The following is a 14,269-nucleotide window of genomic DNA, read 5'->3' on the forward strand; positions in this document are numbered from 1 at the left end:
TTGCGCCCCTACCTGGGACGAAAAAAAACTTGCAGACTCAAACTACGACCAATACAGTCGTAGTTATTCGAACGCACTTGCTGTGTCATCGAAGCCCTTTCCCTACATGACCGTTGCGGAGCACCTGCATGAAATCCAACATCCTGATCATCGGTGCCGGCTTTGCCGGTGTCTGGAGCGCCCTGAGCGCTGCTCGCCTGCTGGACCAGGCACAACGTGAAGACGTGCGTATCAGCGTGCTCGCCCCTCAACCCGAGCTGCGCATTCGCCCACGCTTCTACGAAGCGGATGTGCATGGCATGAAGGCGCCGTTGGGCGAGTTGTTCGAGGCCGTGGGCGTGCACTTCATCCCTGGCAACGCCGACAGCATCGACGCCGACGGGCGCAGCGTGAGCTACACCGATGCCCAGGGGCAGCCCCAGCAGATCCACTACGACCGCCTGATCCTCGCCGCCGGCAGCCAGGTGGCGCGCCCGGCTGTACCAGGCCTTGCCGAACACAGCTTCGATGTCGACCAGATGGAGTCGGCCGTGCGCCTGGAACAGCACCTGCTGGGGCTGGCCGCCCTGCCCGCTTCCCCGGCGCGTAACACGGTCGTGGTTTGTGGTGGCGGGTTCACCGGCATCGAAACGGCAACCGAAATGCCCGCACGCTTGCGCGCCCTGCTCGGTGACGGCAGCGCGGTGCGTGTGCTGGTGGTCGACCGTGGCGCCCGTGTAGGCGCGGCGTTGGGCGCGGGCATCACCCCCTCGATCGAGGCCGCCTCCGCTCAGGCAGGTGTCGAATGGCTGACCGGTACCTCGGTGGTGGCCGTCGATGCCGGCGGCGTCACCCTGGACAACGGCGAGTACATCGCCAGCAGCACGGTGATCTGGACCGCAGGGGTCAAGGCCAGCCCCTTGACCGCACAGGTCGCCGGCGAGCGTGACGCCACAGGCCGCCTGCGAGTCGACGACCACCTGAAAGTGATTGGCCAGGCGCATATCTATGCCACCGGCGACACCGCCTGGGCCGCGGTCGATGAGCTGGGCAACCACGCCCTGATGACCTGCCAGCACGCCATCCCCATGGGCCGTCACTGCGGCAACAATGCCGCTGCCGACCTGCTGGGTATCGACCCGGTCATCTATCGCCAGCCCAAATACGTCACCTGCCTGGACCTCGGCGACTGGGGTGCGGCCTACAGCGAGGGCTGGGCGCGAGAGCTGAAGTTGCACGGCCAGGAAGGCAAGGCACTCAAGCGCCAGATCAACTCGGTGTGGATCTACCCACCCGCCGCAGACCGGGCACTGGCGCTGGCCGCTGCCGACCCGCTGATCCCGATCGTCTGACACCTGAAAGCGGATAAATCCGTCAAAAAACGACGGATTTGTCCGCACATGTCGTTACATTGAATGACTGGTCAATAATGATGTCGATATGCCATCATTTAAATAAAACATTTCCGAGGGTGAGGCACACACACTAAATCCGCAGCGCATCGAGAGCTGGCACCACCCCCGGTGACCCGGCCTTCCGTCCATGCTCTTGACGCCTGCACGCCACCGTCAAGGAGCATTCCATGCAGTTACGGAATATGAAGATCGGCATTCGCGCAGCCAGCGTATTCGCCCTGTTGGGCGCACTGGTGCTGGGCATGGGCCTGATCGCCCTCTACGAGACCCGGCAAATGGACACGGCCACGGACGAGATCCGTGTCACCTGGTTGCCCGCCGTGGTCGCACTCAGTGAAATCAGCAGCAACCTCGGCCGGGCCCGCGCCGTGACGCTGCGCGCGGCGCTGGATGACAATGACAGCGAGCGCGCACGCAACCTCGAGATGCTCAAAGGCATCAACGCTCAGCTCAAGGACGGCCTCCAGGACTACGACAGCACCATCATCGCCGCCGACGACCGCGCCTTGTTCAATGCCTTCAGCACTGCCCACCAACAGTACGTCGACCTGCAGGCGCAGGTGCTCGACGACATCGCCGCCGGGCACATTGACCAGGCCAGGCAGAAAATCAACGGCCCGCTCACCCTGCACGCCGACAGCATGATGAAAGCCATGGCGGCACTGATCGCCTACAACAGCAAAGGCGCTGAAGTGGCTTCGCAGCGTAGCAGCGATGTCGCGGACCAAGCGTTGACCGCCATCATCGGTTCACTGCTGGTGATCATGCTCGCGCTGGCAGCCATCGCCACGGTGCTGACCCGCAGCATCGTCGTGCCCCTGGCCGACGCGGTGGCCGTGGCCGAGCGCGTGGCCACCGGCGACCTGACCCGCGAAATCCGCGTGATCGGCCGCGACGAACCGGCGCAACTGCTGCGCGCCTTGAGCCGCATGCAAGACAGCCTGCGCGACACCCTGCGCAAGATTGCCGCATCGTCCGACCAACTGGCCTCGGCCTCGGAAGAGCTGCACACCGTCACCGAGGACACCAGCCGCGGCCTGCACCAGCAAAGTGCGGAGATCGACCAGGCCGCTACCGCTGTCAACCAGATGACCGCCGCCGTGGAAGAAGTGGCGAACAACGCGGTGAGTACCGCAGACGCGTCCAAAGGCGCCGACCGCACCACCCGCGACGGTCGCGACCAGGTCAACCAGGCCTTGGCGTCGATCCAGCACCTGGTCGACGACGTCACCGGTACCTCGGCCGAGATCGAACTGCTGGCCAACAACGCCAACGAGATCAGCCGCGTGCTCGATGTGATCGGCGCGATCGCCGGGCAAACCAACCTGTTGGCGCTCAATGCCGCCATCGAGGCAGCACGGGCCGGTGAGGCAGGCCGTGGCTTTGCGGTAGTCGCCGACGAGGTGCGCGCACTGGCCCACCGCACTCAGCAGTCCACGGCAGAAATCGAGCAGATGATCGTGGGTATCCAGACCGGCACCGAGCGCGCGGTAAGCGCCATGCACAGCAGCCAAGGGCGTGCCACGGGCACACTGGAAGTGGCCCAGTCTGCAGGCCAGGCACTTGAGGTGATTGCCGAAGCGATTGCCTCGATCAACCAACGCAACCTGGTGATCGCCAGTGCGTCGGAGGAACAGGCGCAGGTGGCGCGGGAGGTAGACCGTAACCTGGTGAATATTCGCGACCTGGCGATGCAGACGTCGGCGGGTGCGAATCAGACCAGTGCGGCGGCGCAGGACCTGTCGCGGTTGGCGGTGGACCTGAATGGGATGGTTGCCCAGTTCAAGGTTTGACTCAAGATAGCTAGGGCTGCTTTGCAGCCCCAGTTTTGATCATCAGTCGTTCACGCTGACAGCCCGCGCACTGTTAACACTCTGCCCGCGGGTCGCCAGGCAGTAATACAGGGGCACCGTCACCAGCAACCCGATCAGCCAGGACAAATCAGCCCCTTCGACGATGTTCGAATACGGCCCCACATACAGCGCCGTATTGGCAAACGGCAGCTGCACCACGATCCCGCACGCATAGGCAATGATCGCGTGGTGGTTGAAGCGCCCATAAATGCCGCCGTCGGCACTGAAGATCGACGCGATGTCGTACTGGCCCTTCTTGATCAGGTAGAAGTCGATCAGGTTGATCGACGCCCACGGCACCAACACCAGCAACAGCGCCAGGATCAAGCCGATGAACTGGCCGATGAAGTCCGCCGACGCATTCAGCGCCACCAGGCCGCAGCCCACCAGAATCACCGAGGCCAGGATGACCCGCACCTTGATGCTCGGCGTCCACTTGGCAAAGAAGGTCTGGATGGCCGTGACGATCGACAACACCGCGCCATACAGGTTGAGCGCGTTGTGGCTGATGATGTTGAGCAGGAACAACACCATCAGGATCGGGCCGAGCCAGCCGGTGGCTTGCTTGACGGCGTCCATCGCGTCCGTGCCTTCCGGTACGCACAACACCGCCACCGCACCAAAGCTGAAGCACAGGATGGTGCCCAGCGTGGCACCGAAATAGGTGGCCCAGAACGGCTTGGCAATGCCGACTTCTTTAGGCAGGTAGCGTGAGTAGTCGGAGGTGTACGGCGAGAAGCTGATCTGCCAGATGGTGCCCAGCGACACCGTGGCGATGAAGCCCGACAAGTTGAACGCACCGCGGCTGAAGAAGTCGGCCGGCAGCTCCTGGATGAACATCATGATGAACCCGGCCAGCAGCGCCGACCCCATCACCCAGGTACCGATACGGTTGAGGATATGGATGAAGCGATAGCCGATCACGCCAATGGCCGTCGCGCTGAGGGCGCCGATGACGATGGCACCGGGCATCGGCACGCTCGGGGCGATACCGTGGATGGTCTTGCCCGCCAGCACGATGTTGGAAATGAAGAAGCCCACATAGATCAGCGCCGTGAAGAACACGATCAGCAGGGCGCCATAACGGCCGAACTGGCCGCGGCTCTGGACCATCTGCGGAATGCCCAGCTGCGGTCCCTGCGCAGAGGCCAGGGCAATGACCACGCCCCCGAGCAGGTGGCCCAGCACGATAGCGACAAGCCCCCACACCAGGTTCAGGTGGAATACCTGCACCACCATGGCACCGGTGACGATGGGCAGGGGCGCAATGTTGGTGCTGAACCAGAGGGTGAACAGGTCGCGCGCCTTCCCATGGCGCTCGGCAGGTGGAACGTAATCGACCGTGTGATTCTCGACAAACTGGTGTTGCGATGACGGTTGGGACATGGTTTTCAGCTCGAAAGGTCGTTTTTATCTTTGTAAGGAAACCGCGTCTAGGCGGCCTCTCAGCTGCGGACCATATTATGGTATTCCAAACTTTTGACAACACTGATTCGGCTTAAAAAACCCTAACTGATCCGGTTCAGCAGCTGACGCTGGGGCATTGAAGTTCCGCCAAGCCCCCTATCCATGCGGCTTTGCGCCATTCATCGTGATTTTGCTGCGGGGGAAAATTCCGCTTGCAAATCGAGTATTACGGTATACCATCAGACACATCAACGATAAAAACCGCGGACCACCGCAGCCCTTCTGAGGTACATGAGATGATCGACGCAACCGTCTACAAGAACGTCCTGGGCTCCTTCCCGTCCGGCGTTACCGTCATCACCACCCTGGACGACGACGGCTCGATCGTCGGCCTTACCGCCAGCGCCTTCTCCTCCCTGTCGATGGACCCGCCGCTGGTGCTGTTCTGCCCCAACTACAGCTCCGACTCCTACCCTGTGCTGATCAAGCAGAAGCGCTTCGCCATTCACCTGCTTTCTGGTGAACAGCAAGCCGAAGCCTATGCGTTCGCCAAAAAAGGCAAAGACAAAGCCACCGGCATCGAGTGGTCCCTGAGTGCGCTGGGCAACCCGCTGCTGGCCAATGCCACCGCCATCATCGAATGCGAACTGTGGCGTGAATATGAAGGTGGCGACCACGCCATCATGGTCGGCAAGGTGCACAACCTGATCGTCCCCGAGCAAGCCCCGCAGCCGATGATCTACTGCCGCGGCAAGATGGCCAGCCTGCCCGCCTTCGCCTGAAGCACCTAGCCTTATTACTGACGCCTGGCGCGCCAGGCGAGACTTTCAAGCTCCGAGGAAAGCCCCATGAAATTTTCGTTGTTCGTACACATGGAACGTTGGGATGAACAGGTCAGCCACCGCCAGCTGTTCGAAGACCTGACCGAACTGACCCTGATGGCCGAGAACGGCGGTTTCAGCACCGTGTGGATCGGCGAACACCACGCCATGGAGTACACCATTTCGCCAAGCCCGATGCCGCTGCTGGCCTACCTCGCCGCGCGCACCGAGAAGATCCGCCTGGGCGCCGGCACCATCATTGCGCCGTTCTGGAACCCGATCCGCGTGGCAGGCGAGTGCGCCCTGCTCGACGTGATCAGCAACGGCCGCATGGAAGTGGGCCTGGCGCGCGGCGCCTATCAGTTCGAATTCGACCGCATGGCCAATGGCATGCCTGCCACCGACGGCGGCAAGGCCCTGCGTGAAATGGTCCCGGTGGTGCGCAAACTGTGGGAAGGCGACTACGCCCACGACGGCGAGGTGTACAAGTTCCCCACCTCCACCAGCGTGCCGAAACCGTTCAACGCTACACCGCCGATGTGGATCGCCGCCCGCGACCCAGACTCGCACAACTTCGCCGTGGCCAACGGCTGCAACGTCATGGTCACCCCACTGATGAAGGGTGACGAAGAAGTGCTGGACCTGAAAAACAAGTTCCAGGCGGCCCTGGACAACAACCCGGATGTGCCACGCCCACAATTGATGGTGCTGCGCCACACCCACGTGCACAGCCCGTCCGAGCCAGAAGGCTGGAAGGTTGGCGCCCAGGCCATCTCGCGCTTCTACCGCACCTTCGACGCCTGGTTCGGCAACAAGACTGTGCCGGTCAACGGCTTCCTGGAGCCGAGCCCGGAATCGAAGTTTGCCGAAGTGCCGGCGTTCCAGCTGGAAAACATCCGCAAGAACACCATGATCGGCACACCGGAAGAAATCATCGCGCGCATCAAGTACTACCAAGAGCTCGGCGTCGACGAGTTCAGCTTCTGGTGCGACAACAGCCTGCCCCACGCCGAGAAGAAAAAGTCGCTCGAGCTGTTCATCAAGGAAGTGGTGCCGGCGTTCGCCTGAATTCCCTTTGCCTGAAGTAGTTGCGGGATCAGCCCGCTCCCGGGGGCCCTTGCGGCCCGCGTGAGCGGGCTTTTTTTGAAGTTCAGTGACAGCCTGCACCGGCCCATTCGCGGGTAAACCCGCTCCCACAGGTTCCCCACAGCTTTCAAGGCCTGCGCGGTACCTGTGGGAGCGGGTTCACCCGCGAAGAGGCCAGTACAGACACCACAAGATTCAAGGGATCAGCCCACCTTTCGTCCCCTGGCAATAGAAATTTCCAGACACCTATTGCACAACAAATATTATGGTATACCATCAGACAACAAGAGCTGATAACCCTCACCAGGAGCCACCCATGAGTTTCGAAATCCGCAAGATCGTCACCTACTCCGAAGAGACCCGCATCGAAGGCGGCAAGGCCACCGACAAACCGGTGACCATGGTCGGCCTGGCCGTGGTGATCAAGAACCCGTGGGCGGGTCGTGGTTTTGTAGAAGATCTGAAGCCGGAAATCCGTGCCAACTGCTCCGAGCTGGGCGCACTGATGGTCGAGCGCCTGACCGCCGCCATCGGCGGTGCCGACAAGATCGAAGCCTACGGTAAAGCCGCTGTGGTCGGCGCCGACGGCGAAATCGAACACGCCTCTGCCGTGATCCACACCCTGCGTTTCGGCAACCATTACCGCGAAGCGGTACAGGCCAAGAGCTACCTAAGCTTCACCAACAAGCGCGGCGGCCCAGGCACCTCGATCCAGATCCCGATGATGCAGAAGGACGACGAAGGCCTGCGTTCGCACTACATCACCCTTGAAATGCAGATCGAAGACGCCCCGCGTGCCGACGAAATCGTCGTGGTCCTGGGCGCTGCCGACGGCGGTCGTCTGCACCCGCGCATTGGCAACCGCTATATCGACCTGGAAGAACTGGCTGCCGAAAAAGCCAACGCTCAATAACAACAACCAAGACGGGCCGGGGCGTGGCGTGCTTACCCGCCGCGCCCGACCTTCAAGGAGCGCCCTCCATGATTCAGCCTGTCGCTGAACGTACACCGGCCGGGACCAGTTACCTGGACCAAGGCCAGGGCCAACCCGTGGTGCTGATCCACGGTGTGGGCCTGAACAAGGAAATGTGGGGCGGTCAGTTCGTTGGCCTGGCCAACGACTACCGCGTCATCGCTTACGACATGCTCGGCCACGGCCAGAGTGCGTTGCCAGCCGCCGACACCGGCCTGGAAGGCTACGCCGCCCAGCTCGTCGAGCTGCTCGACCACCTGCAGATTGCCCAGGCCACCGTAATCGGCTTCTCCATGGGCGGCCTGGTGGCCCGTGCCTTCGCCCTCAACCACCCGCACAGGCTGTCTGCCCTGGTGGTGCTCAACAGCGTGTTCAACCGCACCCCCGAGCAGAGTGCCGGCGTTATCGCCCGCGCCGCCCAGGCGGCGGAGCTCGGCCCCGACGCCAACGTCGACGCGGCCCTCGACCGCTGGTTCAGCCGTGAATACAAGGCTGCCAACCCGGCGCAGGTCGCCGCCATTCGCCAGGTGCTGGCGAGCAACGACCCGCAGGGCTACCACACTACTTATTCGCTGTTCGCCACCCAGGACATGTACCGCGCCAGCGACCTGGGCAGCATCCAGGTGCCGACGCTGATCGCCACCGGCGAACTCGACTCGGGCTCCACCCCGGCCATGACCCGCCAGCTCGCCGCCAGCATCCCCGGGGCGCACAGTGTGGTCCTCGCCGAGCAACGGCATATGATGCCGGTGGAAGCACCGCGTGAAGTCAACAAGATGCTGTTGGACTTCCTCAAGCAAGCCCGCACCCTCACCGAATCCGCCAAGGGGATTGTTGCATGACCCTCGTACGTTTCCAGATGTGCATCGACGGCCAATGGCTCGATGCCCAGAGCGGCAAGACTTTCGACAGCCTCAACCCGGCCACCGCCCAAGCCTGGGCGCAACTGCCCGACGCCGACGAAGCCGATGTGGAGCTGGCCGTGCAGGCCGCCCAGCGTGCCTTCGAAAGCCCTGCCTGGCGCAGCATCACCGCCACGGCGCGCGGCAAACTGCTGCGCCGGCTGGGCGATCTGATCACCGAGAACAAAGAGCACCTGGCCCAGCTGGAAAGCCGTGATAACGGCAAGCTGATCCGCGAAACCCGCGGCCAGGTCGGTTACCTGCCCGAGTTCTTCCACTACACCGCAGGCCTGGCCGACAAGCTCGAAGGCGGCACCCTGCCGCTGGACAAGCCAGACCTGTTCGCCTACACCGTGCACGAGCCGATTGGCGTGGTCGCCGGGATCATCCCGTGGAACAGCCCCCTGTACCTGACGGCCATCAAGCTGGCCCCAGCCCTCGCCGCTGGCAACACCATCGTGCTCAAACCGTCCGAACACGCCTCAGCGACCATCCTCGAGCTGGCTCGCCTGGCCCTTGAAGCCGGCTTCCCGCCGGGTGTGGTCAACGTGGTCACAGGCTATGGCCCTAGCACCGGCGCGGCCCTGACCCGCCACCCGCTGGTACGCAAGATCGCCTTCACCGGCGGCGCCGCCACGGCCCGCCATGTGGTGCGCAGCAGCGCCGAGAACTTCGCCAAGCTGTCGCTGGAGCTGGGCGGCAAGTCGCCAAACATCATCTTCGCCGACGCCGACCTGGACAGCGCCATCAACGGCGCCGTGGCCGGCATTTATGCCGCCTCCGGGCAAAGTTGCGTGGCCGGTTCGCGCTTGCTGGTACAGGACGAGATCTTCGACGAATTCGTCAGCCGCCTGGTCGAGCGCGCCAAGCGCATCCGCATCGGCAACCCACAGGACGACGCCAGCGAAATGGGCCCGATGGCCACCGCCCAGCAACTGGCCGTGGTCGAAGGCCTGGTCGCTGCGGCCAAGGCCGAAGGCGCCAAGCTGCACCTGGGGGGCAAGCGAGCCGAGGTCGAGGGTGACGGCTGGTTCTACGAACCCACCCTGTTCGAGTGCGACAGCAACTCGATGACCATCATGCAGGAAGAGGTGTTCGGCCCCGTTGCCGCGGTCATTCGCTTCAAGACCGAAGAAGAGGCCCTGGCCATTGCCAACGACTCGCAGTTCGGCCTGGCGGCCGGCATCTGGACCCGCGACCTGGGCCGCGCCCACCGCCTGGCCCGTGACGTACGCTCGGGCATCATCTGGGTCAACACCTACCGCGCGGTGTCGGCCATGGCGCCGATCGGTGGCTTCAAGAACAGCGGCTACGGCCGTGAGAGCGGCATCGATTCGGTGCTGGCCTATACCGAGCTGAAGACCGTGTGGATCAACCTGTCCACCGCGCCGATGCCCGACCCGTTTGTGATGCGTTAAGAGGTAGCACGAGATGATCGAACCAGGCATCTACAAAGACGTGATGGGCTCCTTCCCGTCCGGCGTTACGGTGGTCACCACCCTGGACGCCGACGGCGGCATCGTCGGTATCACCGCCAGCGCGTTCAGCGCGCTGTCGATCGAGCCGGCACTGGTGCTGTTCTGCCCCAACTACGCCTCCGACACGTACCCGATCCTGCGTGACAGCAAGCAGTTCGCCATTCACCTGCTGTCTGCCGAGCAAACCGCCGAGGCGTATGCCTTTGCCGGCAAGGGCAAGGAAAAGGCCAAGGGCATCGACTGGCACCTGAGCGAGTTGGGCAACCCGTTGCTGGCCAAGGCCACGGCGATCATCGAATGCGAACTGTGGCGCGAGTATGACGGCGGTGACCACGCGATCATCGTCGGCGCGGTGAAAAACCTGGTGTTGCCGGCAGATCCGGTCACCCCGATGGTCTACCACAAAGGCAAGCTGGGCGCCCTGCCCCCGCTGGGCTGATAACCTTGGGGCTGCCCTGCAGCCCTGTTCCACCCATTTTTTAGGGGCCGCGCTACCCTCTCACCCTTGGTTGCGGCCCCTGTTTTGATTCGGAGCTGGTCAATGAGCAACGAAAAGTACGAGAAAGGCCTGCAGATCCGCACCCAGGTGCTGGGCGAGGACTACGTCAACCGTTCGATCCAGAATGCCGACGAATTCACCAAGCCGCTGCAAGAGCTGGTCACCGAGTATTGCTGGGGCCATGTCTGGGGCCGCGAAGGCTTGTCGCTCAAAGAGCGCAGCATGATAAACTTGGCCATGATTTCCGCGCTCAACCGGCCCCACGAACTCAAGCTGCACATCCGCGGCGCATTGCGTAATGGCCTGAGCCGAGAACAGATTCGCGAGATCCTGCTCCAAGTCGGCATTTATTGCGGCGTACCCGCGGCGGTGGACAGTTTCCGCCTGGCCCGCGAAGCGTTCGCCGAAGCCGATGCGGAGTCAACCCGTTAACAACGGGCTGTTCGAACCACCGTAAGGAGCAGCGCCCGGTTCGGCGTGCTCCGCGGGTTGGCGCAACAGCCTCATAAAGAGCGCACCTGATGAAACGCCAGCCACTCGACGACAGCTTCAAGGTCAACCGCAACCCCGTTACCCTGCGCGAAATCGTGCTCGACAAGCTGCGCGCCGCGATCATGAACTTCCACTTGCTGCCAGGTGACCGCCTGGTGGAGCGCGACCTTTGCGACCGCCTCGGGGTCAGCCGCACCTCTGTACGTGAAGCCCTGCGCCACCTCGAATCCGAAGGCCTGGTCGAGTTCGCCGACGCCAAAGGCCCGCGCGTGGCCATCATTACCCTGGAAGATGCCCGCGATATCTACGAGCTGCGCTGCGTGCTCGAAGGCCTGATCGTCCAGCTGTTCACCCTCAATGCCAAGGCCAAGGACATTCGCGCCCTGGAGCGCGCGCTGGAGGTCAACCGCGAAGCCCTGGAAGAAGGCGAGCTGCAACAGGTGCTCGACTCGGTGCAAGGCTTTTACGATGTGCTGCTGGAAGGCTCCGGCAACCAGGTTGCCGCCCAACAGCTGCGCCAACTGCAGGCCCGCATCAGCTACCTGCGCGCCACCTCGGTGTCGCAAGAAAACCGCCGCGGTGCCAGCAACCGGGAGATGGAAAAGATCGTCGAGGCGATCAAGGGCGGTGACCCACTGGTCGCCCACCAAGCCTCGGTCGATCACGTCCGCGCCGCCGCCAAGGTGGCCCTGGACTACCTGCGCCAGAAGCAGGATGACAACACCAAGGTGCGCGACATGGTCGAGCCCCTGGCCCTCAAAGAGCCACGTATAGAACCCCGCATAGGCCGCTGACCATGCCCAACGCCCCGCGCTACTGCCCGCACTGCACCACGGAACTGGCCCGGGGCGTTCCCACAGGCGACACCCACGAACGCCTGCATTGCACTGGCTGCGGCTACATCCACTACATCAACCCGAAAATCATCGCCGGCTGCATCATCGAGCGCGATGGCAAGTACTTGCTGTGCCAGCGGGCCATTCCACCCCGCCCTGGCACCTGGACCTTGCCCGCTGGGTTCATGGAAGCGGGCGAGACCACCGAGCAGGCGGCGTTGCGCGAGGTGTGGGAAGAAAGCGGCGTGCACGCCGAAATCGTCTCGCCCTACTCGATTTTCAGCGTGGCCAAGATCAGCGAGGTGTACATCATCTTCCGCGCCATCGCCACGCAGGAGACCGGCCAGTTCGGCCCGGAGACACTGGCCTACAAGTTTTTCGAGCCGGACGAAATCCCCTGGGACGAGATCTACTACCCGGCCATCCGGCAGATTCTCGAGCGTTATATCCTGGAACGCCAGGCCGGGGTGTACGGCATCTACATGGGCAATGACGATACCGGCAAGGTGCATTTCATTCGCTGAGCCAGCGCGATTCGGTAGGAGCAGCCTTGTGCTGCGAAGAAGCCGGGGATAACAGCGGAGATCTTCGCTGCTTTCGCTGGCCTCTTCGCAGCACAAGGCTGCTCCTACACGCGAAGAGGCCCGCACAGACGACACAAAGCCCTCGCCAATTCGCTATTCTCGGTGCACCCTTATCCTCCCAGGCAAAAAGGACCGGCAGAGCGCATATGGCGAAATGGCTAGACGGCGGCGGGCTGATGGCCGAGCGCATCCGCCAGCACGATTGGACCCACAGCCCACTGGGCCCGCTCGAGGCCTGGCCGAGCGCGCTCAAGACCTCGGTGGCCTTGTGCCTGGCCTCGCGCTTCCCACAGGCCGTGTTATGGGGCAGCGAGCTGATCACTCTGTACAACGACGCCTTCACCCAGATCCTCGGCAGCAAGCCCCTGGCCCTGGGCCGACCGTTCAGTGAAGTGTGGCAGGAGGCCTGGGGCGAAATCAGCGCCATGGCCGAACGCGCCATGGCCGGTGAGGCGGTCTACATCGAAGACTTTCCCTTGGTCATCGACCGCAACGGTGCCCCCGAACGCGCCTACTTCACCTTCTGCTACAGCCCGATCCGCGGCGAAGACGGCACGGTACTGGGCATGCTAGACACTGTGACCGAAACCACCACCAGCGTGGTCAACAGCCAGCGCCTGAGCTTTCTCGACGGCCTGGGGCGCGAAGTGGCCAATGCCACCGACCCCGAGCGGATCATGGCCATCACCACCCGCATGCTGGTGGAACACCTGCAACTGTCCAGCTGCGCCTACGCGGTGATGGACCCCGACCAGGACGGCTTCAACATCTGCGGCGACAGCGTCGCCCCCGGCTCACCGCGGCTGATCGGCCAATACCGCCTGGCCGACTTCGGTCGCCTGGCAGTCAGCCGACTGCGCGCAGGCGAACCGCTGGTGATCAATGACAACCTCAGCGAACTGGCCGCCGAGGAAGCCGCGACGTTCCAGGCCATCGGCATCACCGCGACCATCTGCATGCCGCTGATCAAGGACGGTCGCCTCACCGCCTTGATGGCTATTCACGACAAGGCGGCCCGGGTATGGACGGGCTATGAACTTCGCCTGATCCGCGAAGTCACCGAACGCTGCTGGTCGCATATCCAACGGGTGCAGGCCCACGCCGAAGTGCGTGAAGCCCTGGCCGCGCTGGAGGCGCTCAACGCCTCCCTGGAGCACCGCGTCGAAGAGCGCACTACCCAGCTGCTGCACACCGAAGCCGTGCTGCGCCAGGCGCAGAAGCTCGAAGCCATCGGCCAGTTGACCGGCGGTGTGGCACACGACTTCAATAACCTGCTGACCATCATCCGCTCGTCATTGCACTTTTTGCAGCGTCCCAACCTGGACGAAGCACGCCGCGAGCGCTACCTCAAGACCATTGCCGACACCGTCGAACGCGGCGCCAAGTTGACCGGCCAACTGCTCGCTTTCGCCCGTCGGCAGGCCTTGAGCCCACAAGTGTTCGAGGCGGGGCCGCGGCTGCAGGCCATGGCCGATATGCTCGATACCGCTACCGGTGCACGGGTTCAGGTGGAAATCGAACTGCCAGAGGCGCCTTGCCATATCCGCGCCGACCTCAGCCAACTCGAAACCGCGATCATCAACCTGATGCTCAACGGCCGCGACGCCATGGCCGGGGAAGGCACCTTGCGCCTGCGCCTTCAGGCCAACCAACGCTTGCCCGGCCTGCGTGGGCAGGCCGGGCAAGCCGGGCCCTTTGCCGCCATCTCGGTAGTGGACAGCGGTGTCGGCATCGCCAGCGAGCTGCTCGATCGCATCTTCGACCCCTTCTTCACCACCAAAGCACCCGGTGAAGGCACCGGGCTTGGCCTGTCCCAGGTGTTCGGCTTTGCCAAGCAGTCCGAAGGCGATGTGGAGGTGATCAGCGCCGAAGGCCAGGGCACGACGTTTACCCTGTATCTGCCGCAAGAAACGCCCTCTGCCGGCCTTGAGGCTTCTGAATAGA

At 63.2% G+C, this 14,269-nt stretch carries 12 protein-coding genes and 2 pseudogenes; 13 read left to right on the forward strand and 1 reads right to left on the reverse strand.

Going from position 1 to position 14,269, the window contains the following annotated elements; translation table 11 throughout:
• The first annotated feature begins 128 nt into the window (after positions 1-128).
• From MFF34_RS23580 to MFF34_RS28390, 3 genes and pseudogenes are all read left to right on the forward strand, one after another.
• A complete protein-coding gene (locus MFF34_RS23580; protein ID WP_238216745.1) occupies positions 129-1,331 on the forward strand; it encodes an NAD(P)/FAD-dependent oxidoreductase in 1,203 nt (400 codons plus the stop codon).
• Positions 1,332-1,576: 245 nt separating this feature from the next.
• Positions 1,577-2,332, forward strand: a pseudogene (locus MFF34_RS28385) (MCP four helix bundle domain-containing protein); the annotation flags it as partial.
• A gap of 267 nt (positions 2,333-2,599) precedes the next feature.
• Positions 2,600-3,187 (forward strand): annotated as a pseudogene (locus MFF34_RS28390) (methyl-accepting chemotaxis protein); the annotation flags it as partial.
• A gap of 42 nt (positions 3,188-3,229) precedes the next feature.
• Here the strand turns inward: MFF34_RS28390 and MFF34_RS23590 are convergent.
• Positions 3,230-4,633 carry a cytosine permease gene (locus tag MFF34_RS23590; RefSeq protein WP_099453786.1) on the reverse strand — a complete coding sequence of 468 codons (1,404 nt, stop codon included), beginning with the start codon at positions 4,631-4,633 and terminating at the stop codon, positions 3,230-3,232.
• Between the two features lie 317 nt (positions 4,634-4,950).
• Here MFF34_RS23590 and MFF34_RS23595 point away from each other — a divergent pair, with 317 nt between their 5' ends.
• The 10 genes from MFF34_RS23595 to MFF34_RS23640 all read left to right on the forward strand — a co-directional run bounded on the left by MFF34_RS23595 (position 4,951) and on the right by MFF34_RS23640 (position 14,268).
• On the forward strand, positions 4,951-5,436 hold the full coding sequence (locus MFF34_RS23595; RefSeq protein WP_027595379.1) for a flavin reductase family protein: 486 nt from the start codon (positions 4,951-4,953) through the stop codon (positions 5,434-5,436).
• Between the two features lie 66 nt (positions 5,437-5,502).
• Positions 5,503-6,543 (forward strand): LLM class flavin-dependent oxidoreductase, encoded by a 1,041-nt coding sequence (locus MFF34_RS23600; protein WP_027595378.1) that lies wholly within the window; start codon positions 5,503-5,505, stop codon positions 6,541-6,543.
• Between the two features lie 334 nt (positions 6,544-6,877).
• On the forward strand, positions 6,878-7,474 hold the full coding sequence (locus tag MFF34_RS23605) for an amino acid synthesis family protein (protein ID WP_003256068.1): 597 nt from the start codon (positions 6,878-6,880) through the stop codon (positions 7,472-7,474).
• Between the two features lie 68 nt (positions 7,475-7,542).
• On the forward strand, positions 7,543-8,376 hold the full coding sequence (locus MFF34_RS23610; protein WP_238216749.1) for an alpha/beta fold hydrolase: 834 nt from the start codon (positions 7,543-7,545) through the stop codon (positions 8,374-8,376).
• Positions 8,373-9,854: an aldehyde dehydrogenase gene (locus MFF34_RS23615; protein WP_027595376.1), complete on the forward strand. Its 1,482-nt coding sequence runs from the start codon at positions 8,373-8,375 to the stop codon at positions 9,852-9,854. The genes MFF34_RS23610 and MFF34_RS23615 overlap by 4 nt, the downstream gene beginning before the upstream one ends.
• A 13-nt stretch (positions 9,855-9,867) precedes the next feature.
• Positions 9,868-10,353 carry a flavin reductase family protein gene (locus tag MFF34_RS23620; RefSeq protein ID WP_027595375.1) on the forward strand — a complete coding sequence of 162 codons (486 nt, stop codon included), beginning with the start codon at positions 9,868-9,870 and terminating at the stop codon, positions 10,351-10,353.
• A 102-nt stretch (positions 10,354-10,455) separates the two neighbouring features.
• Entirely contained in the window at positions 10,456-10,845 is a 390-nt protein-coding gene (locus MFF34_RS23625; protein WP_016499260.1) for a carboxymuconolactone decarboxylase family protein, read from the forward strand.
• Positions 10,846-10,934: 89 nt separating this feature from the next.
• A complete protein-coding gene (locus tag MFF34_RS23630; RefSeq protein ID WP_033697319.1) occupies positions 10,935-11,699 on the forward strand; it encodes a GntR family transcriptional regulator in 765 nt (254 codons plus the stop codon).
• Between the two features lie 2 nt (positions 11,700-11,701).
• Complete coding sequence (locus tag MFF34_RS23635) at positions 11,702-12,265, forward strand: NUDIX hydrolase (protein ID WP_027595373.1); 564 nt, start codon at positions 11,702-11,704, stop codon at positions 12,263-12,265.
• 206 nt (positions 12,266-12,471) lie between these two features.
• Positions 12,472-14,268: an ATP-binding protein gene (locus MFF34_RS23640; protein ID WP_238216751.1), complete on the forward strand. Its 1,797-nt coding sequence runs from the start codon at positions 12,472-12,474 to the stop codon at positions 14,266-14,268.
• Position 14,269 lies beyond the last annotated feature (1 nt).

It is taken from the genome of Pseudomonas sp. PAGU 2196, from assembly GCF_022179005.1.
In the GTDB taxonomy this organism is placed as follows: Bacteria; Pseudomonadota; Gammaproteobacteria; order Pseudomonadales; family Pseudomonadaceae; genus Aquipseudomonas; species Aquipseudomonas kermanshahensis.